Raw genomic sequence first — 21,927 nt, forward strand, 5'->3', positions numbered from 1 at the left:
CGCTGCTCGCCGGAGGCATGGCGTCGACTGTAGCGCCGGAGCCCGGTTTGGCCACGGTGTTTCCTTACATCATTCCCGGCTCGCCGAGGTCGGTGCCGTCGATCATGCGGCTGTAGCGGAAGGGGTGCGGATCGACGATCGGCGGGTCGCCGGCGACGAGGTCGGCGGCCAGCCGGCCGGCGCCCGGGCCGATGCCGAAGCCGTGGCCGCTGTAGCCGGTCGAGAGGAAGAGCCCGGGCATGCTGTCGACCGCCGAGATCACCGGGATGCCGTCGGGCGTCGAATCGATGAAACCGCCCCACGAATGCGCGACCTTGAGTTTGGCCAATGCGGGATAGTGCTCGCCGAGCCGCGTCAGGCCGAGCTGCACCAGTTTCGGGTCCGCGCCGGGATCGAGCGTGCGATGGCGCTCGAACGGCGAGATGCCGTCGAACGACCAGCGCGCCAGCGCCTCCGGCCCGTCGAAGAAGGACCGGCCGATGGTGAAGGAAAGCCCCCAGCGCCGTTGCTTGAAGGTCGGCCAGAACTGGCGGGCGTGCATCAGGCCCTGCGGCGAGATCTCGAGCAGGCCGCGGCCGCCTAGTCCGACCGTGTAGCCGCCGTCGAGCCGGCGCCGGATGGTGACGTCGGGCATCGACAGGCCGCCTTTGGTCACTTCGGGCGCTTCCGTCGTCGAGAAGGACGTCGATTTCACGCTGGCCTGCGCGAGCCGCAGCCCATGCCGGCGGCAGAACAGCCCGCTCCACGCGCCACCGGCCAGCAGCACCGCCTGCGTGCGGATCACGCCCTTCTCGGTGATGACGCCGGAGACCTTGCCGGCAGAGGTTTCGAGCCCGCGCGCGGCGCAATCCTGATGGATCGTCGCACCAGCCCGGCGTGCCGCCTCCGCAATGGCCGGGCTGGCGAGCGAGGGCTCACCCCGTCCGTCGGTCGGCGAGTGCACGCCGCCGATCCATGCCGGGACACTGCCGGGCGTCATCCCCTTGGCCTCGGCGGCGCTCAGGATGCGGCTGTGCATCTGGTACTCGCGCGCCTTGAGTGTCCAGGCCTCCCATTGCGCGAAGTCGGCCGGCCGTGTCGTGACATAGAGCAGGCCGGTCGGCCGGAATCCGGTCTCCGCGCCGATCTCCTGGTTGAGTCCGCGCCAGATCTCGAGGCTCCTCATGGCCAGAGGCAGCTCGCGCAGGTCGCGGTGTTGTTGGCGCACCCAGCCCCAGTTGCGGCTACTCTGCTCGCCGCCAACCCGGCCCTTGTCGAGCAGGGCGACGGAGAAGTCGCGCTTGGCGAGCTCGTAGGCCGCGGTGGTGCCGGCGATACCGGCGCCGATCACGACGACGTCGACGGATGAGGGAAGCTTCTCGTCGCTGGCGACGGGTTGGACGGGCGGGGACATCCCCTAGGCTGTAGCACCCAGGATGGTCTTTCGCACCGGGTCGAGGCTCCGCGACTGGATGGTCCGGGCGAGATCGCGCAGCAGCTCCTTGTCGGCGTCGGTCTTCACCGCGATCGAGAACTCGCAGTGGGTGACCACCTCGCCAAACCGCTCGATGAGCTTCTGCGCGATCTGGTCGTAGGTGCCGATCGTCACGAAGCTATGCAGCACGTCGTCATCGATGTGTTGCGGCATCTCCTCCCAACGTTGTGCGCGCGAGAGCAGCTTGAGCTTGTCGGCAAGGTCACCGAGGCCGTGATGGGCAAAGGCGGCGCGATATTGCGGTGTCGAGGCGTAGAATGAGATACGTGCCCGCACGTCGCGCACCTTGCGCACCAGCTCTTCCTCGGTCGCGGCCGAGGCGACCAGCGGCTTCATGCAGACCTGGAATTGCTCCAGCGAGCGGCCCGCCCTGGCCGCGCCGGCGCGCACTGCCGGCAGCATCACCTCGGCGATGTAGGACGGCGTGCAGACCGGATGGACGCGGATGCCGTCGGCCACTTCGCCCGCCATCCGGCACATCACCGAGTTCACCGCCGCGACATGGATCGGGATGTCCGGATGCTCGATCGGGCCGGGGTTGAACAGCGGCACCATGAGATTGATCGTGTAATGGTCGCTCTTCACGTCGAGCGGGGCGCCGGTCTGCCAGTGGTTCCACACCGCGCGCACGGCATTGACGTAGTCGCGCATCCACGGGCCGGCCGGCGACCAGGGCAGGCCGTAACGCCGTTCGATATGCGCCCGCACTTGGCTGCCGAGGCCGAGCGTGAAGCGGCCGTGGCTGAGCTTGGCCAAGGTCCAGGCGCTCATCGCCGTCACGGTCGGGCTGCGCGGGAAAGCGATGGCGACCGAAGTGCCGATCCTGAGCCGTTGAGTTGCCTGCGCGGCGAGGGCCATCAGGATGAACGGATCGTCCTTGGTCTCCTCGACGACGAGCCCTTCGTAGCCGATTTCCTCCAGGAGCCGTGCTTCACGGCCGATCGAAGCGAGATCGAGTGGCACTTCCGGCGCTCGAAGGCCGGGATCGACCTTGCCGAGCGGCAGCAGCGTTTCGAGGAGCATGAGTCAGGCACTCCATTCAGGAGCCCTCCTCCCCTTCGCGGACTCCGCGAAGGGGAGGAGGGCCGATATCACGCCGCCATCTTCACCAGGCTGCCGATCTGAGGCAGGCGCTTGTCGACCTGCTCGGGCTTCTGGCCGCCGAGGTTGACCACGAGCTCGTGCACGCCGAGCTCGGCGTAGGCCTGCATCGCGTCGGGGGCCATCGACATCGGCGGCGTGATGACGATGCGGTAGTCCGGCCCGCGGCTCTTGCCCGCCTTGGCGAAGGCGGCGTCGAGCTTGGCCAGCATGCCCTTGGTTCGTTCGGGATCGAGGTTGAAGCCGTACCAGCCGGCGCCGAATTTCACCGCGCGCCGGAAGGCCTGGTCGGCATAGCCGCCGACGATGATGGGCACATGCGGCTTCTGGATCGGCTTGGGATCCATCTTCATCGTCTCGAACGATACCCACTTGCCCTTGAAGTCGACGACCGGCTCGGTCCACAGCCGGCGCATCACCTCGAGGAACTCGTCGCAGCGGGCGCCGCGGTCCTCCCATTTATAGCCGCAGCCTTCGACTTCTTCCTTGTTCCAGCCGACGCCGATGCCGAAATCGAAACGCCCTTCGCTGAGCCAGTCGAGCGTGCAGACTTCCTTGGCGGTGTAGATCGGGTTGCGCTGCGGCACGAGCGCGACGCCGGTGCCGAAGCGCACCTTGCTCGTCGCTGCGGCGAGGAAGCCGAAGGTCGCCGTCACGTCGAGCATGCCACCGCCCGGCGGCACCGGGATGCGGCCGTCCTTCGAGCCCGGATAGCCGAAGGTGTTCTTGTCGAACAGGGCGACGTGCTCGCCCATCCAGATCGATTCCAGACCCAGCCCCTCGGCACGCTTGCCGAAGTCCTTGATCATCGACGGCGTCGCGTTGGGCGACATGAAGGTGGAAAAGACTCCGATTTTCATCTCAAGACTCTTTCTTCTGCTGGGAGCGCGGCTCTCCAGAGCCGCTCATGGGAAATGGCAAGGCGAAGAAGAGCGGCTCTGGAGAGCCGCGCTCCCAGCGGATCACTATTCATCGGCCCGCGACTCGCGGATGCGGCGGGTGCCCTGGAAGACGGGTTTGAGTGGATCCATCACGAAGCGGATGCGCGGCAGGTCGGTGTCGACGGTGCAGCAGGTGCCGACGATGGCATTGGACAGTTCGAGCGTCGGCGCGTTCCACGCGGCCGGATCGAACGTGTTGACCACGGGCTTGCCGCGCTCGGCCTTGTAGAAGGTGTATTTCGGATCGACCTGGATCAGAAGCGGCTGGGTCGTGCCGTCGAGCGGCGCATTCGCCGCCGTCACCCAGTTGATGTACTGCACGTCGCTGCCAGCGACCGGCTGCGGATCGACCAGGGCGCAGTCGAGGATGGTCCTGCCGTCCTTCTTCACCGTGCCCATCACGCGGTCATGCCGGCGGACGTACCTCACCTCGCCGGCCTCGACCGGAATGCCCCAGCGGGCGCGCAGCTCCAGTGCCGCGGCGTCGGTGCTGGCCACCGCTCCCAGCAGGAAGCCGCGCGGATGAGCGCCGGCGCGGCTGCCGAGCCGCAGCACCGCCAGATTGAACGGACCAACCGGGCTGTCGCTGTATCGTGTCACGGCCAGGATCACGTAGGACGGCAGCGCCGGATGCATCGCCTTGGGCAGCAGCCCTTCGGTCGAGCTGCGCGGTACTTCCATCAGAAGCTGCATCATCTCGGCCTTGGGCAGCGCCCAGGCCTCGGTGTCCAGGTTGGGCAGGGTCGGCAGGCGCGCGGGCGACTGCGTGATGTCGAGCGTTCCGTAGAGAGGCATGGCTTACTCCGCCGCCGCTGCAGCTGCGGTCTGGGGCCTCTGGGCGAAATGCGGCATCACTTCCTTGGCGAACAGGCGCAGGCTCGCCATCACCTGATCCTGCGGCACGACCTCGTTGGCGTTGAGGATGAAGTTGACGCAATCGACGCCGAGCGACTCCCATTTCTTGATCGCGCGGATGATGCGCGCCGGATCGCCGTAGGCCATGCCCTCGGTCTGCTGCTCATTGGCGTCCGGCCCGGTCGCCGCTCGACGGAGCGCGGGCAACAGCCCGAGCGATTGGTAGGACGGCGAGGAGAAGACCTCGCGCGTCGAGATCAGCTGCGTCGCCAGGTAGTTGAAGGTGTTGCCGAGTTTCTTGCCCATCTCGACGCCGGTCTTCTCGTCCTCGTGGCAGAACAGGAAGTTGGTGGTGGCGACCTGCTCGTTCACGAAGGCGCCGACCGGCTCGCAATGCTGGATGCGCCGGCGGTACTCCTTGATCTTCTTCTCCTGCTCGTCGAAGCCCGCAAACGAGAGGCCAAGGCTGCCCAGCCCGCGATCGGCGGCGTCGATCTCGGTGCCCGGGCTGGTGACCGCCACCCACATCGGCGGGTGCGGCTTCTGGTAGGGCTTGGGCAGGATGGTGCGTTCCGGCATCGACCAGAATTCGCCCTGGTACGCGAAGGTCTCCTGCATCCACATCTTCGGCAGGCAGCGCACGAATTCGTCCCAGCTTTTCTTGGTGGTGTCGGGATTGGCGCGGAAGCCGCCGAGCTCGGTCCAGGTCGCCGAGCGGCCGGTGCCGACATGCAGGCGCCCGCCCGACAGAATATCGAGCGTCGCGGTCTTCTCGGCGATCTTGATCGGATGGTTGAACTCGGGAACGCAGACGACGATGCCGTGCCCGACCTTGATGTTCTTCGTCAGCACGGCGCAGGCGGTGAGGAACAGCTCCGGCGCGGAGCAGTGGGAATATTCCTCCAGGAAGTGATGCTCGACCGCCCAGACATGCTCGAAGCCCAACGTGTCCGCGAGCTTCACCTGCTCGAGGCAGTTGTTGTAAACGGTGCGCTCCTTCTCGGGCGTCCAGGGACGCGGAATCGAAATCTCGTAGAACAGACCGAACTTCATGGCGCGCCTCCTACCGCTTTTGCGAAACGCTAGGCTTGCCGCGCGGGCGGCGCAACCGCACCATGCGTTCGGAGGGCGAAATGCCCAAGGGGGCTGATATGAGCAGACTGGCAGGGAAGGTTGCCGTCGTGACCGGCGGCGCAAGCGGCATGGGCCGCGCGACGGTCATGCGCTTCCTGGCCGACGGCGCGAAGGTGGTCGTGGCCGACCTCAACGAGGCGAACGGCGCCGAGACGCTGGCCGTCGCCAAGGCGCAGGGCCACGGCGAGAGCATCGCCTTCGTGCGCTGCGATGTGGCGAAGGAGGCCGACGTCGCCGCGATGGTCGCCAAGGCGCAGAAGCGCTTCGGCCGGCTCGACATCGCCTATCTCAATGCCGGCGTCGGTGGCGCGTTTGGACCGATCGCAGAAACCAGCGTCGAGGACTGGGACTACACCTTCGCCGTGCTGACGCGCTCCGTGTTCCTCGGCATGAAGCACGCCTCCGTCGCGATGAAGAAGCACGGTGATGGCGGCGTGATCCTGGTGACGGCCTCGATCGCCGGCATGGTGGGCGGCGGCGGCAGCCACGCCTATTCGGCCGCCAAGGCCGCCGTCATCAGCCTGATCGAAAATGTCGCCGCCGAGCTCGGCCCCGACCGCATCCGCGTGGTCGGCATCGCACCGGGCGTGATCTCGACGCCCCTGGTTCATCGCGGCCGGCCGGAGCGATACGAGAAGCAGTTCAGGCACCAGCCCTGGCCCGACCGCGGCGAGCCTGACGTCATCGCCGATGTCGCCGCGTTCCTGTGCTCGGACGAGGCACGCTTCATCACCGGCGAGACGATCAAGGTTGATGGCGGGCTGCTGGCCCAGGGCATTGCGCTGTGGGGCACCGGCCGTGACAACACCTTCATGAAGAGCGCCGGCGTCAACCGCGGCACGACCGGCGAGGCCATGGTCGTGCGCACCCTGCAAACGGAAGGTCAGAAGAAATGAGCGAAGCGCAACGCCTGCATGGGCATCTTATCGGCCAACAGGGTTCGCGGCGGTCGTTGAACACGCCGGCGCTGGTGCTCGACCTCGAGATGCTCGATCGCAACATCGCGGAGATGGCGAGCTTCGCCAGGGCGCACAAGGTGAACCTGCGGCCACATTCCAAGACGCACAAGTCGGCCGACATCGCCAAGCGCCAGATGGCGGCGGGCGCGCTCGGCGTGTGCTGCGCCAAGCTGGGCGAGGCCGAGGCGCTGGCTGAAGCCGGCGTGGAGAGCCTGCACATCACCTCGCCGGTGGTGACGCCGCAGGCGATCGCGCGGCTGATCGAGCTGAATGGCAAGGCCAAGGACGTGATGGTCGTGGTCGACCATCCGGCCAACGTCGAGACCCTCGCCGCGGCTGCGGAGAAGGCCGGCAAGGCGCTGACGGTGATCGTCGACATCGATCCCGGCATCCATCGCACCGGCGTGGCGACGCCCGATGGCGTGGTCGAGCTGGTGAAGAAGGTCGTTGGCCTGAAGTCGCTCAAATATGCCGGCGTGCAGTTCTACTGCGGCAGCCACCAGCACATCCTCTCCTTCCAGGAGCGCAAGGAGAAGATCGAGGAGCGCACGGAATACCTGAAGGGCATCCTCGCCAAGCTGGAGGCGGCGGGCCTGAAGCCCGGCATCGTCACCGGCTCGGGCACCGGCACGCACTATATCGACGCCAAGCTCGGCGTCTTCACCGAGCTGCAGGTCGGCTCCTACGTCTTCATGGACCACGACTACAACGTCTGCGACCTGCGCGGCGCCGACAAGCCGACCTTCGAGCAGGCGCTGCAGATCGACGCGCGTGTGGTGAGCGCCAACACGCCGGGGATGGTCACCGTCGATGCCGGCCTGAAGGCGATGGCGACCGAGAAGGGCCCGCCGATGATCCTGAAGGGCGCCGTTGAAGGCGCCACGACGCGCTTCATGGGCGACGAGCACCTCGCCGTGATCGCACCCGAGGGTCAGGCCGCGCCGGCGCTCGCCGAGCAGGTGATCCTGACCCCGCCGCACTGCGACCCGACGGTCAACCTCTACGAGAGCTTCCACGTGGTGAAGGGCGACACCTTGGTCGACATCTGGCCGGTCACCGCGCGCGGGAGGTCCCGGTAGACGCCTGATCGCCCGCCGCAGGATGCTCAATCGCGCTGAGGCTCGACTGACAATGGGTCATCCGTGTCGGCGCGGACATATTCGCTTTGTCCGGGGGTGATCGTCAGCAGGGTCACGCCGTCCGGGTAGTGGAAGCGATGCCACATGCCTTTGGGAACGATGGCGAGCATTCCGGCGCTGACGGCAAACGACTGGGAATGGCCCTCCGTCGCGGTCTGCAGGGTCGCCGCGCCATCGATGACGTGGACGAACTCGTCGCCATCGGGATGTCGCTCCCAGGCGCCTTTGCCGGCCGACTTGCTCGCGAAAATGGTGGCGTCGCGATAGGGCGATATACGGGAAGACGATCCCTCTCGCTCCGCTCGCGTCGATGTCGGCGTGCGGCCACGAAACATCTTCAGCTTCGCAAGCTCCGCATTGAGATCGATCAGAATCGTCATCACCCTCTCCGTCGGTCCGAGGGCGATGAACCATTCAAGCGTTACGGTTTCAAGACGGACCGTCAAGGGAAGAGGGCACTTTGCCGATCAGCAGCTCGCCCTTCCAGATCCGGGACAACAGCAGGAGCGCCACCAGCCCGATCGTGCTGATGACGGTCATGCCGAGAAAAGCGTGCTGGCCGAACCTGGAATAGAGCACGCCGGCGAACTGGAAGATCACCGCCTGCGTGGCGCCGGTGCCCAGAGCGTAATAGATGCTCTGGCCGAGCGCGGTGCCGCTGCTTGGGAGTGCGCGCTGGATGAAGGCCATGGCGCCGAGATGGCAGGCGGCGAAGGTGCCGGCATGCAGTGCCTGCAGCACGATCAGCGCCGGCAGCGCGGTGGTGAAGGCCATGCCGGTCCAGCGCACGATGCCGCAGACCAGGCCGAGGCCGATCAGGCCGGTGATGCCGATCCGCTTCATCAGCCAGCCGCTGGCCATCATCATCAGGATCTCGACGGCGACGCTCTCGCCCCACAGCATGCTGATCGTGATGTCAGACAGGCCGGCGGTGCGCCAGGTCAGGGTGCCGAAGCTGTAGAGCACGGCGTGGCTCGACTGGCAGAAGCCCGCGGCGATCATGAACAGCATGAACGGTTTGGAGCGGAACAGGTCGAGGATGCCGAACGGCGCGTGCTTGCCGGCGCCGCGCGCATGGGCTTCGCTGCCGGGCAGGAGGAGGGCCAGTGGCAGCAGGCAGATCACGCCCAGCCAGCCGACGTAGAGCACCGACGGTGGGCCGAAGTTGTCGACCGCCACACCGCAGATCAGCGTACCGCAGATGAAGGCGACCGAGCCCCAGACGCGCAACGTGCCGTAGACGAAACCGCGCGCCTTGGCCTCGTTCACGAGGATGCCGTCGTAGAGCGCCATGGTCGGCGACCAGACCCAGCCCCAGACCAGCCCGACCAGCAAGAGCGCGAGGAACGTGTGCGAGAGCTGGTAGGCGCCCATCATCACGATGGCGGCGACGGCGAGGGCGAGCAGCATGCCTTTCAGCCGGCCGATGCGATGGGCGAGGAAGCCGATGCTCAGCACCGACACCACGCTGACGAGCTGGCGGCTCATGAACAGCGTGCCGATCTCGGGATCGGTGATGCCGCGGTCGCGCAGCCAGACCGGCCAGTAGCTCATGAAGGCGCCGGACGCGAAGAAGTAGGCCGCGCCGTAGCCGGCCAGCCGTCCGCCCTCGACGATGCGATTCATCAGGCCGCGAACTCGCGGCGTACCTGGTCCGTGTGCTGGCCGAGCTCGGGCACGTCGCCGAGCCGCTCCGGCTCGCCGTCGTAGGCGGCAGCAAGGGCAGGGATCGAGATGTCGCCCTTCGACGAGCCGAAATGCGTGCGGCGGAGCTGCGGGTGCTTGGACAGAGAGGCGATATCGCTCACCCGTGCCCAGGCGATCTGCGCGGCGTCGAGCCGTGCCGCGAGGTCGGCGAAGCTCTGCTGGGCGAAGCTCTTCGCCACGATCGCGTTGGTCGCGTCGCGCCGCGCGTTGCGCGCAATGCCGGTGGCATAGTCTGGGTCCTTCTCCAGCCCGGGCCTGTCGAGCACGTTGTGGCAGAGGCGCTCGAACTCGCGGTCGTTCTGGATCGAGATCAGCACCGGCACCTTGTCGGCGCTGGGATAGACGCCGTAGGGCGCGATGAACGGATGGGTGAGACCGAGCCGCGGCCATTCATACGAAGAGTAGTCCATGGCGAGCAGCGGGACGGCCATCCATTCCGCCATCGAGGAGAACAACGACACCTTGATGGCGCGCCCCTCGTCGGTCTTCTGCCGCGCAAGCAGCGCTTCGAGCACGGCGGCATGGGCATACATTCCGGTGCCGATATCGGTCGCCGAGATGCCCACCCGCCCCGGCGCATGCTCGGTGCCGGTGATCGAGGCCAGCCCGCTCTCGGCCTGGACCAGCAGGTCGTAGGCGCGGCGGTTCTTGTAGGGACCATGATCGCCGTAACCCGAGACGTCGACCGTGATCAGCCGCTTGTGCGCGGTCCGCATCGCGGCCGAGCCGAAGCCCGCGCGGTCGGCGGCGCCGGGCGCGAGATTCTGGATCAGCACGTCGGCCCTGCCGATCAGCCGGTGCAGCAGGGCGAGATCGTCGGGCTTCTTGAAGTCGAGCGTGACCGACTGCTTGCCGCGGTTCAGCCAGACGAAATAGCTGGAGAGGCCGTGCACATAGCCGTCGTAGCCACGCGCGAAATCGCCCTCGGGGCGCTCGATCTTGATCACCCGCGCGCCGGCATCGGCCAACCGCGCCGAGCAATAGGGGGCGGCCACCGCCTGCTCGACGCTCACCACTAGCAGGCCGTCCAACGCTCCGCTCATCTCCACTCCTCTTATTCCTCCCTGCGCGCAGCGCGGGGAGGTGTCGCCGTCATACGGCGACGGAGGGGTCGTGAGCCACAGTCTTGTTGTCGCCCATGACCCCTCCGGCGCAGAAGACTGCGCCACCTCCCCATGCTTCGCATAGGGAGGAGAGCAGACTACGATAGAGCAATAACGAGTTGAGCGAGGAGCGAAATGCCGGGACCGTTGGCAGGCGTAAAGGTGATCGATCTGACGGCCGTGCTGCTGGGGCCGTTCGCTACGCAGCATCTGGCCGACATGGGTGCGGACGTGATCAAGGTCGAGCCGCCGGAGGGCGATCTGCTGCGCCTGTCGGGCGGGTCGATGGGCCGCGACAAGACCATGGGGCCGATCTATATGGCGGCCAACCGCAACAAGCGCTCGCTCTGCCTCGACCTCAAGAAGCCGGCCGCGGTCGCGGTGCTCAAGGACATGATCAAGGGCGCCGATCTGTTCATCCACAACAGCCGGCCATCGGCGATCGAGCGGCTCGGGCTGGGCTACGAGGACCTCAAGAAGGTCAATCCGTCGATCATCTATGCCTATTCGCTGGGCTATGCGCGCAAGGGGCCGTACGGCCACAAGCCGGCCTTCGACGACCTGGTGCAGGGCGTATCGGGCGCAGCGTCGTTGCAGAGCCGGGTCGACGGCGAGGCGCCGAAGTTCATGCCGAGCCTGATCGCCGACAAGACGACGGGCCTGCATCTCTGCATCGCCGTGCTGGGCGCGCTCTACCATCGCAAGTGCACCGGCGAAGGACAGATGATCGAGGTGCCGATGCTCGAGACGCTGGCCTCGTTCTGGCTGACAGAGCATCTGTTCGGCGAGACCTGGAACCCTGGTCGCGGCTCGATGGGCTACGACCGCATCATCAACAAGTTCCGCCATCCGTTCCCAACCAACGACGGCTACATCTGCGCGCTACCCTACACCGACGCGCACTGGGTGCGCTTCTTCGAGATCGTCGAGCGGCCGGACCTCGCCAGGGACCCACGCTTCTGCGACCGCACGGTACGGCCCAGGCATTTCAGCGAGCTCTACCAAGTGCTCGATTCGCTGATGAAGCATCGCAGCACCCAGGAATGGCTCGACGCGTTCGACGAGGCCGACATCCCGGCGATGCCGGTCAACACGCTCGAAGGGTTGTTCGACGATCCACACCTCAAGGCGACAGGCTTCTTCACCGAGCGCGAGCATCCGACCGAGGGGCCGATCACGACCTTTGCGAGCCCGCTCGATTTCGAGAAGACCAAGGTCGACTTCCGCCGCCACGCGCCTCGCCTCGGCGAGGACGGCGTCGAGGTCTTGCGCGAGGCCGGCCTGAGCGAGGCCGACATCGAAAAGCTCAGGGCCGACCGGACGCTGATCGTTCCGGCGTGACGATAGGCCGAATGGCAGGGCGAGGCCTTTACCTTGGAGCCGCGGCCGTGCGGGTGGGCGAGAGACTATTTCACCCACACTTCCAGCGGGACAGACTTTCGATCGGGGCAGCGCATCACACCCGTGTAGGAGTCTGCCTGCTTTCCGCTGAAGGTGCAGTCGACGCCGGCGACCGACAGCGTCGCCGTCAACCGCGACGGTGAGAGCTGAAGGCGTATCACCCCGGTCTTCTCCTCAGGCCCGTCGCGCGTGCAGATGCCGGTATGCTTCATTGTCAACGATCCGGCGTAATCCCTGACGCGTCCGGATGACGGCTTTTCCGTCACGGTGGCCGTTACTTCCCACTCGCCCAGCACCCCGGCGTAACCGATCACCTGGAGCGATTGGGCGTGCACGGATGCCGCGAGGACGGCGAGCACGACGATCATGACCAAAGCCCTCATCGCCGCGGACCTCATCGGCGCTTCGCCAGGAACGATCGGGCCTCGTCGACCTCTGTCCGGGTCTTGTCGGCATTGCCGCCGAGCGCGACCACCTTGGCGAAGTACTCCACAGCCTTGGCGGAGTCGCCGGTCCTGTCGGCGGCCCGGGCAGCGCCGGCAAAGGCGCCCAGTCGGTTCGGCTCCTTGAGCAGAGTGGCTTCGAACGCGGCGAGAGCTTCCTTGGCCATGCCGCTCTCGAGCAGCATCTCGCCGTACAACTCGCGCGCCGGCTTGGGCACGCCCGGCGTGACGGGATGCTTCTCCGACTTGTCCTCGGCATCGGCCGCCGCGCTCATCGTCTTGAGGGCGTCGCCCTGCTTGCCCTGGGCGAATAGCAGCCAGGCCGTTGCGGTCTGGCGCTGGATATCGACCTGTTCGGACCAATAGGCGTCCTTGGCCTGGGCGAGCGTGTCGCGCAGTTCGATGAGCTTGGCGATGCTCGCCTCGGCAGCCGCTGCGTCGCCCGAGCGTGCAGCGCCGACCGCGCGCGCGAAATGGGTGATGGCCTGCACATGGGCCAGCGTGGTGAGGCGCACCGGGAGGCTGGCTGCGCCCTTCCAGTCGCCGCGTTCCACCGCGTAGCGCGCAGGCGACGCGGCCAGCGCATAGGGACCCATAGGGTAGGCCTCGGTGAAGCTGGTGACGGTTTTCATCTCGGCGATCATGTCGTCAGCTTTCCTGTCCAGCCCGAGCTGGAGATAGGCATAGACGAGGTAGTCCATGGCATGCAGCTGGTCGGCGCCTTCGTTGCCTTCCTTCGCGACACGCCCCGATTCGAGATTGGAGGCGATCGATTCCTGCCAATGGCCGAGGCGCGTGAAGATGTGCGACGGCATGTGCTGGGCATGGGCCGCCGCCGGCGCAATCTTGGCGTAGCGTCGAGCGGCCTCGAGTCCTCTATCGGCGATGGCCGGCGCGTCGTAGAGATGGATCAGGTAGTGCGCCACGCCAGGATGCTCCGGCTGGCGCTTGGCGATCAGCTCCAGGATCGCCGCACCCTTGAGCTGGCTGGCGTAGGTCTTGTCGGCCGGCGACGCGGAGGTATTGAGGGCGAGGGCGTAATAGATCTGCGCCTCGTCATCGGTCGGATAGCGACCGGCGAGTCGCTCCATCGCGTTGGTGTAGGCCAGCATGCGCGTGCGGTGATCGATCTTGTCGAAGTCGGCGTACATGGCGCCGAGCGCATCGAGGTACTCGCGCTCGCGCTCGGTCTTGGCGCCCATGGCCTTGGCCTTCGCCAGTGCGGCCGCCCCGTCGGCGAGGTTCTTCGCCGGCGGCGGCGCATGGGGGTTCCAGAGCAGGCTGAGCGCGACGCCCCAATAGGCGATGGTGCAGTCGGGATCGGCGTTCAGCGCATCCGAGAATACCCGTTGCGAGGCGCGGTACCAGAACGAGTGCTGGTACAGCATGGCTCGGTCGAACAGCCGCTGCGCCTCGGGCTTGCACGAGGTTTTGAAATGGACCTTGCCGAGCTTGCTGTCGTCGGTCTGGCCGAACGCGGGAGGGGCGAGCGAGAAGCCAGCTGCCACAAGGGCGGAGATGGCGAACGACGTCGTCTTCATAGTGGACTCCTGCTCGATGATGACTGGAACACCAGCATCGACGCCGTCTTCCGAGAGGACTATCCAGATTGCGCCCGCGATGTGCGTCAAACGCCCGAAAGTTCGGTACCGCTATTCGCTTCCGTGATATCTCGCAGGACCGAGAAGCGGGGAGGCCCGATGGTGCTACTTCCTCGAGACGTGCGCAAAGCCCTGGACGTGCTGAGAGCCGATGTCGCCCGCGAACGCAGCGTCGGCGAGCTCGCAGCGATTTGCGGGGTCGCCACGCGCACGTTGCAGAAGCACTTCAAGCGATTCCTCGGCCGCACCCCGGGCGAAGTGCTTCGCGACCTGCGTCTGGAACGGGTCCGTCACGAGCTGCTGTGCGGGGCGCCGGACATCAGCGTGACGGAACGTGCCCTGAGCTGCGGCATCAAGCATCTCGGGCGCTTCGCGGCGGCGTACGGCAAGCGCTATGGTGAAAAGCCATCCGTGACCATCCGACGTCGGCTCCAGGCACATGCCGGCCCGCAGCGATCTCTCGCGATTCTGCCATCCTTTCTCGAGCGACCGCTGATCAACGTCGAGCCCTTCGCGCTCGTTGGGCAGGCGGCCCAGCGGGCGGTCGCGATCGCCGATGAAATTTCCGCCGCGCTCCTGCGCAGCCGCTGGCTCGCGGTCGGCGCGCGAGGCAAGGCGCACTATCAGCTGTACGGCCGGGTCCGCGACGATGGCGATCAACGCCTGCGGGTGCTGGTGATGCTGAGCGATCTCACGTCCGGGCGCCACCTCTGGGCCGACCGTTGGGAAGGCGACGCGGACGACGTGTGTGCCTTCGAGGAGCGGGTGGCTTCGGGTGTCGCGATGGCGGTCGAGCGGGCACTGCACGCGGCCGAGGCCGAGCGGATCGGCCGCCGGGATCCCGCTGAGCTCGGCGCCTGGGGCCTGACGATGCGGGCGTTGCCGCTGGCGATCCGGATTGAGGCGGGGCCGCAGGCGCGGGCGCTCGAATTGCTTGAGCGGGCAATGGAACTGGCGCCATGCGATGCACTGCCGATCGCGCTCGCGGCCTGGTGCCACGGGCATCGCGCCGGTCACTTCTTCACCCAGCACCCCGCGACCGAGAGGCAGAAGGCGTCGGAACTCGCCGTGCGCGCGGCCGAGCTCGATGCCGGCGATCCGAAGGTGGAGGCTCTGTTGGGAGCTTCCCGCACACTGGCGCACGAGCTCGCGCCGGCGGAGGCCCATTTCGAGCGCGCCCTCGCACTCGACGGTGGCTGCGTCTGGGCCTGGAACCGCGCCGGCTGGGCGAAGGTCTACCGGGGACTGCCGGTCGAGGCGATCGAGTGCTTCCAGATCGCCCGCAGCCTAGGCCCCACCGACCCCCTGAATTTCCTCTGCACGATCGGCATGGGCGCCGCGCATTTCGAGCTGGGTCGCGATGCGGATGCCGCACAGTGGTTCTCGCGCGGTCTCGCCGAGCAGCCATATGCTGCCTGGGCAAATCGCTTCCTCGCGCCGGCGCTCGTATTCGCCGGCAGGACGGAGGATGCGCGGCAGAGCTTCGGGAAGCTGCGCGCGGCCTATCCCGAGCTGACGATTGGGCAGCTCCGGTCCGGCCTGCCCCATACCGCGCATGCCTACGATCGTGCATCGGACGGGCTTGCGAGTCTCGGCATGCGGCCTTAACGAACCCGCCATGAGTGCGACAACCAAAGTCTCGCGTCTCGTCAAGGCGCCACCCGAGGCGGTCTATCGCGCTTGCACGGACCTCGACTCCATTGTCCGATGGCGGGTGCCGGACAGCATGACCGGCAGGGTCGATAGCGTCGACGGCGCGACCTATCGCATGTCGCTCACCTACCCGGACGGCCGCGCCGATAAGTTCGAGGCGACGGTCGTCGAGCGTGTGCCGAATGAGCGGATCGTCGAACGCATCCGGTTCGACGCGGCCGAGCGCACCGGTGAGATGACGATGACGACCAGCCTGCGCGCCGTCGGTGACGGCACGGAAGTGACCGTCGCCTACGAGAACCTGCCGAGCAGCATCCGGCAGGCAGACAACGACGAGGGCACCCGCCAGGCGTTGGCCAAGCTCGCAAAGCTCGTCGCCTAGAACCGGTTGCGCAGGCGGCGGAGCGCGTCGTTAACGACCAGGATGTGGAAGGGCAGGATCGCCGCGAGATAGAGCCGGCCAAGAAGGTTGTGACACCGCACGACCGTCGTGGCGACGAGGGTGTTGTCTGCGCGACGCAGCAGGACCGATGCCCGGAAATCGAGATGGCGGTCGTCCGCGCCGAGGATGATCTCGTCCGGCGAGCGCGTGAGGACCGGGAAAAAGGCGATGTGGTCGCCTTCGGCGAGGGCGTGGGAAGGCCTTATGCCGAACAGCATCATGACCCTGTCGCGGATCGCCAGCAGGATCGTGAACCACAGCGGTGGATCGGCGAACAACAACGTGGCAAGCGTGCCGACGTCGGCGGGCGCCGCTGGCGGCAAGGTCGCGGTGAAGCTGTCGGCGAGACTGGCGCCGGCATACCAGTCGCGGAGGGCGCTTTCGGCGGGCGGGGCGATGCGGCTCATGGCTTGCACAATCTCATGGCACGAACGGTCCGATTACGTTGGATTTTTCTACGTAAACCTGTTCCGCGTCGCGGCGCGTTCAGCCGCAGTCCGGTATCGTGGCGCTTGTTCCCAAACGGCTCGTGGCTAAACTCCCGCGTCACCAAAAAGCATTGAACGGGAGGGATCCGTGGATCTCGCTTTCACGCCCGAGGAACAGAAATTCGCCGACGAGGTGCGCGCCTTCGTGAAGACCAACTTGCCGGCCGACGTGCGCGACAAGGTCAAGAACGGCAAGCATCTCGGCCGTGACGACTACATGCGCTGGCAGCAGGCGCTCGGGAAGAAGGGCTGGCTGGTCTACACTTGGCCCAAGAAGCATGGCGGTCCGGGCTTCACGCCGGCGCAGCGCTACATCTTCGAGAACATCTGCGCCGAGGAATATGCGCCGGGCATCATCCCGTTCGGCACCAAGATGGTCGGGCCTGTCATCTACACGTTCGGCAACGACGAGCAGAAAGCCAGGTACCTGCCGGCGATCCGCGAGAGCACCGTGTGGTGGTGCCAAGGCTATTCCGAGCCGGGCTCGGGCTCCGACCTCGCGTCGCTCCGCACCAAGGCGGAGAAGGACGGCGACCATTACATCGTCAACGGCTCGAAGACCTGGAACACGATGGGCCACTGGGCCGACTGGATCTTCTGCCTCGTGCGCACCGATCCCAAGGGCAAGCCGCAGGAGGGCATCTCCTTCCTGCTGATCGACATGAGGACGCCGGGCATCACCGTGAAGCCGATCATCATGGCCGACGGCGGCCATGAGGTGAACGAGGTGTTCTTCGACAACGTCAGGGTCCCGGTGGCGAACCTCGTCGGCAAGGAGAACGAGGGCTGGACCTGCGCCAAGTTCCTGCTCGCCAACGAGCGCCTGGGCATTGCCGCGGTGCCGCAGTCCAAGCGCGGCGTCGAGGCGCTGAAGGACATCGCCCGCGCCGAGCAGGACAACGGCAAGCCGCTGATCGAGAACCAGAGCTTCGCCGAGAAGATCGCCGACCTCGAGATCCAGGTGACCGCGCTCGAATACACCGAGCTGCGCGTGCTGTCGCAGATGGCGCAGGGCGGCCAGCCGGGGCCGGAGGTGTCGGGGCTCAAGATCCGCGGCTCGGAGATCCAGCAGCGCATCACCGAGCTCACGCTCGAGGCGGTCGGCGAGTATGCGGCACCGTACCTGCCCGGCCTGCTGTGGCAGGGCACCAACGAGGCGCCGGTCGGGCCGGAATATGCCCACCTCGCCGCGCCGCGCTACTTCAACAACCGCAAGACCACGATCTACGGCGGCAGCAACGAGATCCAGAAGGGCATCATCTCCAAGATGGTGCTGGGGCTGTAGATGGACCTTGCGCTCAAACCCGAACACAAGGCCTTCGCCGACGAGGTCCGCGCCTTTGCGCGTGACAACCTCTCGCCGGCGACCCGGGAGAAGACCTTCTCCGGCAAGCACTATGACCGCGACGACCATGTCGTGTGGCAGCAGGCGCTCGGCCGCAAGGGCTGGCTGCCCTACACCTGGCCGAAGAAGCACGGCGGTCCGGGCTTCGACGTCACCCAGCGCTTCCTGTTCGAGAACGTGCTGGCCGAGGAGGGCGCGCCGCGCATCATCCCGTTCGGCGTGAAGATGGTCGGTCCGGTAATCTACACCTTCGGCGACGATGCCCAGAGGGAACGCTTTCTGCCCGGCATCCGCAGCTCGGAGGTGCAGTGGTGCCAGGGCTACTCCGAGCCCGGCGCCGGCTCCGATCTTGCCAGCCTGCGGACCCGCGCCGTGCGCGAGGGAGACCATTACATCGTCAACGGCCAGAAGACCTGGACCTCGTTCGCCCACTGGGCCGACTGGATCTTTTGCCTGGTGCGGACCGACACGGACGCCAAGCCGCAGGAGGGCATTTCCTTCCTGCTGATCGACATGAAGACGCCGGGCGTCACGGTCCGCCCGATCATCATGCTCGACGGCGCTCATCACGTGAACGACGTGTTCTTCGACAACGTCAAGGTCCCCGTCGCCAACCGCATCGGCAAGGAGAACGAGGGCTGGACCTGTGCCAAGTTCCTGCTCGCCAACGAGCGGCTCGGCATCGCCGAGGTGCCGGCCTCCAAGCGCGGCGTGCGATCCTTGCGCGAGCTGAATGACGACCCGTCGCTGATCGAGAAGATCGCCGACGTCGATCTCCAGGTGCAGGCGCTCGAGATGAGCGAGCTGCGCGCTTTGTCGACCATGGCGCTGGGCGGCGCGCCGGGCCCCGAGGTCTCGACCCTCAAGGTGCGCGGCTCGGAGATCCAGCAGCGCATCGCCGAGCTGGCGATGGAGGCAGTCGGCGAATACGCCGCGCCGTACCAGCCCGGCATGCTGTTCCACGACACCAACGAGACGCCGGTCGGTCCCGACCATGCGCCGCCCGCCGCGCCGCGCTATTTCAACATGCGCAAGACGACGATCTACGGCGGCAGCACCGAGGTCCAGAAGAACATCGTGTCGAAGATGGTGCTCGGGCTATAAACCACTCCCGACCGGAGCGAAGCGGAGTGGAGGGACCTTTTCTTGTTGCTGCAGGAAGAGGAGACCCCTCGGCTTCGCTCGGGGTGACGGAGTAAAGTCGGGATCACAAAGGATTTGGAGGAAGAAAATGGATCTGTCCCTGTCCGACGAGCAGAAGCAGCTGCAGGAATCCGCGGAGCGCTTCGTTCGTGAGAAATACACCTTCGAGAATCGCCGCAAGATCGCCGCGACGGAGAAGGGCTGGCTGGCGGAGAACTGGGTGCAGTTCGCCGAGCTCGGATGGCTCGGCATTCCGTTCTCCGAGGAGGACGGCGGCATCGGTTTCGGTGCGCTCGGCTCGATGATCGTCATGGAGCAGTTCGGCAAGGGCCTGGTGCTCGAGCCGTTCCTGCCGACGGTGATCCTGGGCGGCGGCATGGTCGCCGCGGCCGGATCTGCGGCGCAGAAGGAGGCGCTGCTGGCGCCGATGATCGAGGGCAAGAAGCAGTTTGCCTTTGCCTGGCTGGAGCGCCAGAGCCGCTACAATCTCGCCGACGTGTCGCTCAAGGCGACCAAGGAAGGCAACGGCTGGTCGCTCTCCGGCCACAAGGGCGTGGTCTACAACGCCGCCTCGGCCGACGAGATCATCGTGCTGGCCCGCACCTCCGGCGGCGCGCGCGAGGAGAAGGGCCTGACGCTGTTCGTCGTCGACGCCAAGGCCAAGGGCCTTACCCGGCGCGATTACCCGACCCAGGACGCGCTGCGCGCCTCCGAGCTTACCTTCGACAAGGTTTCGGTCGGTGCCGACGCGGTGCTGGGCACGGTCGATGCCGGGTTCGGTGTCGCCGAGGACGCGGTCGACCGCGCGATCGTGGCGCTGTGCGCCGAGGCAACCGGCTGCATGGACGCGATCAACGCCGCCACGCTGGAATACATCAAGACGCGCAAGCAGTTCGGCGTGCCGATCGGCAAGTTCCAGGTGCTGCAGCATCGCATGGTCGACTGCTTCACCAATGCCCAGGAAGCGCGCTCGATGACCCTGATGGCGTCGCTCAAGATCGAGGACAAGGACGCCATCGTGCGCCGCAAGGCGGCGTCGGGCGCCAAGGTCCAGATCGGCAAGTCGGGCAAGTTCTGCGGGCAGAGCGCAGTGCAGATGCACGGCGGCATGGGCGTCACCGACGAGCTGTCGGTCAGCCATTACTTCAAGCGCCTGACCATGATCGACCTGATGTTCGGCAACCAGCAGCACCACCTGACGCGCTACAGCAACCTCGCCATGGCGGCGTGACATAGCACCCCCTCCCCCGCTGCGCGGGGGAGGTGTCAGCGTCTTGCGCTGACGGAGGGGGAAGGCAAAGGAGATGGTGCGTCACGCCCCCTCCGTCGCGGTATGACCGCGACACCTCCCCCGCGAAGCGGGGGAGGGAAAGGGTAACGTGAACGCCATCCTCGACATCATCGTGCCGGTGTTCGGCACGGTGGCGGTCGGCTGGGCGATCGGGCGATCCAAGCTGCTCTCGCCCGAAGGCCTGCGCGGCCTGACCAACGTCACCTTCTATGCGCTATTCCCGGCGCTGCTCTTCCGTTCGATGTCGAAGGTGCGGCTCGAGGCGCTGTCGTTCGACATCCTGCTCGTGTTCTTCGGCGCGGGCCTGCTGCTCTATTTCACCGCAATGGCGCTCGGCCGTGCGTTGGACATGAAGCTCGGCGAGGCCACGGTGTTCGGCCTGTCGGCGACATTCTCGAACGGCGTCGGCATCGGCATCCCCTTTATCTCCTACGCCTTCGGCGAGGCCGGGCTGGTGCCGCTGCTGATGATCATCAGCATGAACTCGCTGGTCATGCTCACCCTGTCATCGTTCCTGATCGAGGTCGGCCAGCAAGGCAGCTCCCGGGAGGGCCTGCTCGGCAAGCTGGGCGGCGCGGTCGTCACCATGCTGAAGCATCCGGTGATCCCGTCGATTTTCGCCGGCCTCATTTGGGGCGAGCTCTGCGCGCACGTTCCCGGCCTTGGCACGCCGGTGGTGATCGACCGCATCCTGCAGGCGCTGGCAACCGCGGCACCGCCGTGCGGCCTGATCATGGCCGGCGCCTCGCTTGCTCATGTGGGCATCAAGGAACACTGGCAGACCGCGAGCGTCGCGACCGTGCTCAAACTCGCGCTGATGCCGCTGATCGTGTGGACCTCCGGCCGCTACCTGTTCAGCCTCGATCCGCTGTGGCTCACCGTGGCGACACTGAACGCCGCGATGCCGGCCGGCGCAAACGTCTACATGGTGGCGCAGCTCTATCGCACCGGCGTCGGTCTTGCGACCAACGTCGTCGTCATTTCGACGGGCGTCAGCATTCTCACCCTCTCGGCCGTGCTTTTGTTGCTCGACGTTCAGACCCGTTAGACGCCTTCAGGCCGGCTATCACGATATCGAGGCCAGCCCGGAACTCCCGCTCGGGATTGCCCGGCACGCCGACGGCGGCGATCTCTGCCAACCGGGCGAGCCGTCCCTGTGTCAGCGCAGCGAGGCGGGCCTGCAGCTCCGGCGCCGTGCCACCCGGCGTCCGCGCCAGCAGGCCGGTGACTTCCGAAAGAGCGAAGCCGGTGACGAAGCTCGACACGAGCCGGAACGCCGCCAGCAGTTCGAAACCCGTGCGACCGCTCTGCGCCAGGGCCTCGAGCAGACCCTCGACGGCCTGCAAGGTCGCGACGTCGTCGGCGCGTCGGTTGAGGATGAGGGGGATGACATTGGGATGGCGCCGTACGGCGTGCCACATCGCCGTGGCGATGGCGCATACGTCGGCGCTCCAGTCGTCGCCCGTCATCGCCGGCGGCACCATCTCCGCCATGACGGCCCCGACCAGCAGCGCTTCCAGCCCGTCGCGGCCCTCGACGTAGTTGTAGAGCGTCATCGCGCCGGTCCCCAGCGCTTCGGCGAGGCGGCGCATCGTGAGCGCCGGCAGGCCCTCACGGTCGACGATCGCGAGCGCCGCTTCGTGGAGTTGTGCCTCGGTGAACTTGCGGGGAGCGGCCATGACACCTCTTGACTACGTACAGTGTACG

At 66.6% G+C, this 21,927-nt stretch carries 21 protein-coding genes; 9 read left to right on the top strand and 12 right to left on the bottom strand.

What is annotated here, in order from left to right:
* Nucleotides 1–64: 64 nt before the first annotated feature.
* The 5 genes from ACQY8M_RS14185 to ACQY8M_RS14205 form a co-directional block, all read right to left on the bottom strand.
* Nucleotides 65–1,393, bottom strand: a complete 1,329-nt coding sequence (locus ACQY8M_RS14185; RefSeq protein ID WP_428673075.1) for an NAD(P)/FAD-dependent oxidoreductase — start codon at nt 1,391–1,393, stop codon at nt 65–67.
* A 3-nt stretch (nt 1,394–1,396) separates the two neighbouring features.
* The gene (locus ACQY8M_RS14190) at nt 1,397–2,497 is read right to left on the bottom strand and encodes a TIGR03617 family F420-dependent LLM class oxidoreductase (RefSeq protein WP_428673077.1); all 1,101 of its coding nucleotides are present in this window, start codon (nt 2,495–2,497) and stop codon (nt 1,397–1,399) included.
* A 68-nt stretch (nt 2,498–2,565) separates the two neighbouring features.
* Nucleotides 2,566–3,435 carry an LLM class F420-dependent oxidoreductase gene (locus ACQY8M_RS14195; protein WP_428673080.1) on the bottom strand — a complete coding sequence of 290 codons (870 nt, stop codon included), beginning with the start codon at nt 3,433–3,435 and terminating at the stop codon, nt 2,566–2,568.
* Between the two features lie 105 nt (nt 3,436–3,540).
* Complete coding sequence (locus ACQY8M_RS14200; protein ID WP_428673083.1) at nt 3,541–4,311, bottom strand: acetoacetate decarboxylase family protein; 771 nt, start codon at nt 4,309–4,311, stop codon at nt 3,541–3,543.
* Between the two features lie 3 nt (nt 4,312–4,314).
* Nucleotides 4,315–5,424, bottom strand: a complete 1,110-nt coding sequence (locus tag ACQY8M_RS14205; protein ID WP_428673085.1) for an LLM class flavin-dependent oxidoreductase — start codon at nt 5,422–5,424, stop codon at nt 4,315–4,317.
* A gap of 98 nt (nt 5,425–5,522) precedes the next feature.
* Between ACQY8M_RS14205 and ACQY8M_RS14210 the strand changes: the two genes are divergently transcribed.
* A complete protein-coding gene (locus ACQY8M_RS14210; protein WP_428673088.1) occupies nt 5,523–6,401 on the top strand; it encodes an SDR family NAD(P)-dependent oxidoreductase in 879 nt (292 codons plus the stop codon).
* Nucleotides 6,398–7,543 (top strand): DSD1 family PLP-dependent enzyme, encoded by a 1,146-nt coding sequence (locus ACQY8M_RS14215; RefSeq protein WP_428673090.1) that lies wholly within the window; start codon nt 6,398–6,400, stop codon nt 7,541–7,543. The genes ACQY8M_RS14210 and ACQY8M_RS14215 overlap by 4 nt, the downstream gene beginning before the upstream one ends.
* 26 nt (nt 7,544–7,569) lie before the next feature.
* On the opposite strand, the gene ACQY8M_RS14220 is transcribed toward ACQY8M_RS14215, so the two are convergent.
* From ACQY8M_RS14220 to ACQY8M_RS14230, 3 genes are read right to left on the bottom strand one after another with little or no spacing between them, the layout of a single operon-like run.
* On the bottom strand, nt 7,570–7,983 hold the full coding sequence (locus ACQY8M_RS14220; RefSeq protein ID WP_428673093.1) for a cupin domain-containing protein: 414 nt from the start codon (nt 7,981–7,983) through the stop codon (nt 7,570–7,572).
* Between the two features lie 49 nt (nt 7,984–8,032).
* A complete protein-coding gene (locus tag ACQY8M_RS14225) occupies nt 8,033–9,229 on the bottom strand; it encodes an MFS transporter (RefSeq protein WP_428673096.1) in 1,197 nt (398 codons plus the stop codon).
* On the bottom strand, nt 9,229–10,353 hold the full coding sequence (locus ACQY8M_RS14230; RefSeq protein WP_428673098.1) for a CaiB/BaiF CoA transferase family protein: 1,125 nt from the start codon (nt 10,351–10,353) through the stop codon (nt 9,229–9,231). Before ACQY8M_RS14230 ends, ACQY8M_RS14225 begins: the two co-directional genes overlap by 1 nt.
* 195 nt (nt 10,354–10,548) lie before the next feature.
* Between ACQY8M_RS14230 and ACQY8M_RS14235 the strand changes: the two genes are divergently transcribed.
* Complete coding sequence (locus ACQY8M_RS14235; protein WP_428673101.1) at nt 10,549–11,754, top strand: CaiB/BaiF CoA transferase family protein; 1,206 nt, start codon at nt 10,549–10,551, stop codon at nt 11,752–11,754.
* A 65-nt stretch (nt 11,755–11,819) separates the two neighbouring features.
* Here ACQY8M_RS14235 and ACQY8M_RS14240 read toward each other — a convergent pair whose 3' ends face one another.
* Both ACQY8M_RS14240 and ACQY8M_RS14245 read right to left on the bottom strand, forming a co-directional pair.
* On the bottom strand, nt 11,820–12,182 hold the full coding sequence (locus tag ACQY8M_RS14240; RefSeq protein WP_428673103.1) for a hypothetical protein: 363 nt from the start codon (nt 12,180–12,182) through the stop codon (nt 11,820–11,822).
* A 26-nt stretch (nt 12,183–12,208) separates the two neighbouring features.
* A complete protein-coding gene (locus ACQY8M_RS14245) occupies nt 12,209–13,798 on the bottom strand; it encodes a hypothetical protein (protein WP_428673106.1) in 1,590 nt (529 codons plus the stop codon).
* A 159-nt stretch (nt 13,799–13,957) separates the two neighbouring features.
* On the opposite strand from ACQY8M_RS14245, the gene ACQY8M_RS14250 reads away from it, so the two are divergent.
* Complete coding sequence (locus tag ACQY8M_RS14250; protein WP_428673109.1) at nt 13,958–15,466, top strand: helix-turn-helix domain-containing protein; 1,509 nt, start codon at nt 13,958–13,960, stop codon at nt 15,464–15,466.
* Nucleotides 15,467–15,476: 10 nt separating this feature from the next.
* Nucleotides 15,477–15,893, top strand: a complete 417-nt coding sequence (locus ACQY8M_RS14255; RefSeq protein ID WP_428673112.1) for an SRPBCC domain-containing protein — start codon at nt 15,477–15,479, stop codon at nt 15,891–15,893.
* Here ACQY8M_RS14255 and ACQY8M_RS14260 read toward each other — a convergent pair.
* On the bottom strand, nt 15,890–16,360 hold the full coding sequence (locus tag ACQY8M_RS14260; RefSeq protein ID WP_428673115.1) for a DUF2867 domain-containing protein: 471 nt from the start codon (nt 16,358–16,360) through the stop codon (nt 15,890–15,892). The two genes, ACQY8M_RS14255 and ACQY8M_RS14260, sit on opposite strands and share 4 nt — an antisense overlap.
* Before the next feature lie 169 nt (nt 16,361–16,529).
* On the opposite strand from ACQY8M_RS14260, the gene ACQY8M_RS14265 reads away from it, so the two are divergent.
* From ACQY8M_RS14265 to ACQY8M_RS14280, 4 genes are all read left to right on the top strand, one after another.
* The gene (locus tag ACQY8M_RS14265) at nt 16,530–17,726 is read left to right on the top strand and encodes an acyl-CoA dehydrogenase family protein (RefSeq protein ID WP_428673118.1); all 1,197 of its coding nucleotides are present in this window, start codon (nt 16,530–16,532) and stop codon (nt 17,724–17,726) included.
* On the top strand, nt 17,727–18,890 hold the full coding sequence (locus tag ACQY8M_RS14270) for an acyl-CoA dehydrogenase family protein (protein WP_428673121.1): 1,164 nt from the start codon (nt 17,727–17,729) through the stop codon (nt 18,888–18,890).
* Between the two features lie 127 nt (nt 18,891–19,017).
* A complete protein-coding gene (locus ACQY8M_RS14275; RefSeq protein WP_428673124.1) occupies nt 19,018–20,160 on the top strand; it encodes an acyl-CoA dehydrogenase family protein in 1,143 nt (380 codons plus the stop codon).
* Between the two features lie 148 nt (nt 20,161–20,308).
* Nucleotides 20,309–21,268 carry an AEC family transporter gene (locus ACQY8M_RS14280; RefSeq protein ID WP_428673127.1) on the top strand — a complete coding sequence of 320 codons (960 nt, stop codon included), beginning with the start codon at nt 20,309–20,311 and terminating at the stop codon, nt 21,266–21,268.
* Here ACQY8M_RS14280 and ACQY8M_RS14285 read toward each other — a convergent pair.
* Entirely contained in the window at nt 21,222–21,899 is a 678-nt protein-coding gene (locus ACQY8M_RS14285) for a TetR/AcrR family transcriptional regulator C-terminal domain-containing protein (RefSeq protein ID WP_428673130.1), read from the bottom strand. The two genes, ACQY8M_RS14280 and ACQY8M_RS14285, sit on opposite strands and share 47 nt — an antisense overlap.
* Nucleotides 21,900–21,927: the final 28 nt, after the last annotated feature.

The sequence above is a fragment of the Reyranella sp. genome (assembly GCF_965279465.1).
Lineage (GTDB): Bacteria > Pseudomonadota > Alphaproteobacteria > Reyranellales > Reyranellaceae > Reyranella.